This is a genomic window from Xylophilus sp. ASV27, assembly GCF_016428875.1.
Lineage (GTDB): Bacteria > Pseudomonadota > Gammaproteobacteria > Burkholderiales > Burkholderiaceae_C > Xylophilus.
The window spans coordinates 1-1,916 of the sequence record NZ_JAELTO010000214.1 but is presented as its reverse complement, the minus strand read 5'-3'; the positions used below and the strand labels follow the sequence as shown (position 1 = coordinate 1,916).

Here is a 1,916-nt window from a genome sequence, read left to right as displayed (position 1 = left end):
CCCCCCCCCCCCCCCCCCCCCCCCCCCCCCCCCCCCCCCCCCCCCCCCCCCCCTTTTAGATGTGTATAAGAGACAGGCCCCCACCGGCGCGTAGGCCGGGCCCGGCGCGGGCGCCGCCAGGCGCAGCCCCCAGAACACCAGGCTGCCCACGGCAAGCAGCCAGACCAGGCTGGTCACGGCGGGCGGGGCCCAGCGGGCGACGTAGAGGCTTTGCATGCGGCGATTATCATGGAACGCCCGGCCGCAACGGCCCTTCACGCCCCCTCCGCAGCACCCACGCCACCGCACCATGCAACGCCTCCCAGCCCTCATCCGCCGCCCCCTGCAGGCCGGCTTCACCCTGATCGAACTGATGGTGGTGCTGGTCATCATCGGCGTGCTCGCCGCGCTGATCGTGCCCAACGTGCTCGACCGCGCCGACGACGCGCGCGTGACCGCGGCCCGCACCGACGTCAACAACCTGATGCAGGCGCTCAAGCTCTACCGCCTGGACAACCTGCGCTATCCCACGGCCGAGCAGGGCCTGCAGGCGCTGATCGCGCGGCCCACCACGCCGCCGGTGCCCGGCAACTGGAAGCCCTACCTGGAGAAGCTGCCCAACGATCCCTGGGGCCGTCCCTACCAGTACCTGAACCCCGGCGTGCGCGGCGAGGTCGACGTGATGTCCTTCGGCGCGGACGGCCAGTCCGGCGGCGAAGGGAAGAATGCGGACATCGGCAGCTGGCAGTAGCAGTGTGAAACGCCCGGCCGCCCGCGGCTTCACCCTGCTGGAACTGCTGGTGGTGGTGGCCATCATCGCGCTCGGCACGGCCGGCGTGGCGCTGAGCATGCGCGACGGCAGCCAGACCCGGCTGGAGCGCGAGGCCGACCGGCTGGTGGCCCTGCTGGAGTCGGCCCGGGCGCAGTCGCGCGCCAGCGGCGTGCCGGTGGTCTGGCATCCGTCGCCGCAGGGCTTCGCCTTCGAGGGCCTGCCGGCCGGCGCGCTGCCCACGCAATGGCTCTCCGCCGATACCCGGGTGGCGGGCGATGCGCGGCTGCTGCTCGGGCCCGAGCCCCTGATCGGCCCGCAGCAGGTGGTGCTGGTATCGGCGGCGCGGCCCGATCAGGCCCTGCGCGTGGCGACCGACGGCCTGCGCCCGTTCAGCGTATCGCCATGAGGCGCCCGCGCGGCTTCACGCTGGTGGAAGTGCTTGTGGCGCTGGGCATCGTCGCCGTCGCCCTGCTGGCGGGCATGCGCGCCACCAGCGCGCTCACGCGCAACGCGCTGCGCCAGTCCGACATGCTGCTGGCCCAGATCTGCGCCGAGAACGAACTGGTGAAGGTGCGCCTGTCGCGGCAGTTGCCGGGCATCGGCGACAGCACCGTGGCCTGCACCCAGGGCGAGCGCGAGTTCGCGGTGGCGGTGGCCGTGCGGCCCACGCCCAACCCGCGCTTCCGGCGCGTCGATGCGCAGGTCAAGGAGGGCGGCAGCCCCGTCCTCACGCTCTCGACCATCGTGGGGCAGTACTGATGCACACCCCCAGGCTGCGCGCTGCGCGTCTTCGCCCTCCCCCTTGCAGGGGGCACATCCAGCGGCCCGGCGAAGCCGGTTCCGCGGATGTTCGCGCAGGGCCTGCTCCGCGGCCTTCGGTGCCGGTCGGTTGCGTGCGCGGCAGATCCGCACGCGGCTTCACGCTGATCGAACTGCTGGTGGCGCTGGCGGCGATGGCGCTGCTGGCCATCATGAGCTGGCGCGGGCTCGACGGCATGGCGCGGGTGCAGGAGCAGACCAGGAGCCGCGCGGACGCGGTGCTGGCGCTGCAGGCCGGCCTGGCGCAGTGGGGCGCGGACCTGGACGCCGTCTGTCTCTTATACACATCTAAAAGGGGGGGGGGGGGGGGGGGGGGGGGGGGGGGGGGGGGGGGGGGGGGGGGGGG

General features: G+C 73.7%; 4 protein-coding genes and 1 pseudogene. 4 read left to right on the top strand and 1 reads right to left on the bottom strand.

Annotated elements, in window-relative coordinates:
* Positions 1–216: pseudogene (locus JHD63_RS22375) on the bottom strand (hypothetical protein); the annotation flags it as partial.
* 73 nt (positions 217–289) lie between these two features.
* Between JHD63_RS22375 and gspG the strand changes: the two are divergent.
* The 4 genes from gspG to JHD63_RS24270 form a co-directional block, all read left to right on the top strand.
* Positions 290–730: a type II secretion system major pseudopilin GspG gene (gene gspG, locus JHD63_RS22370; RefSeq protein WP_198972981.1), complete on the top strand. Its 441-nt coding sequence runs from the start codon at positions 290–292 to the stop codon at positions 728–730.
* Positions 705–1,157 carry a prepilin-type N-terminal cleavage/methylation domain-containing protein gene (locus JHD63_RS22365; protein WP_198972979.1) on the top strand — a complete coding sequence of 151 codons (453 nt, stop codon included), beginning with the start codon at positions 705–707 and terminating at the stop codon, positions 1,155–1,157. Before gspG ends, JHD63_RS22365 begins: the two co-directional genes overlap by 26 nt.
* Positions 1,154–1,510 carry a type II secretion system minor pseudopilin GspI gene (gspI, locus tag JHD63_RS22360; RefSeq protein WP_198972977.1) on the top strand — a complete coding sequence of 119 codons (357 nt, stop codon included), beginning with the start codon at positions 1,154–1,156 and terminating at the stop codon, positions 1,508–1,510. The genes JHD63_RS22365 and gspI overlap by 4 nt, the downstream gene beginning before the upstream one ends.
* A gap of 134 nt (positions 1,511–1,644) precedes the next feature.
* On the top strand, positions 1,645–1,916 hold a 272-nt coding region (locus JHD63_RS24270; protein ID WP_370590616.1), incomplete at its 3' end, for a PulJ/GspJ family protein.

What these genes read in the sequence shown, in the direction of transcription:
- gspI (WP_198972977.1), top strand. Translation starts at nt 1,154, where the DNA reads ATGAGGCGCCCGCGCGGCTTCACGCTGGTGGAAGTGCTTGTGGCGCTG.
- gspG (WP_198972981.1), top strand. Translation starts at nt 290, where the DNA reads ATGCAACGCCTCCCAGCCCTCATCCGCCGCCCCCTGCAGGCCGGCTTC.
- JHD63_RS22365 (WP_198972979.1), top strand. Translation starts at nt 705, where the DNA reads ATGCGGACATCGGCAGCTGGCAGTAGCAGTGTGAAACGCCCGGCCGCC.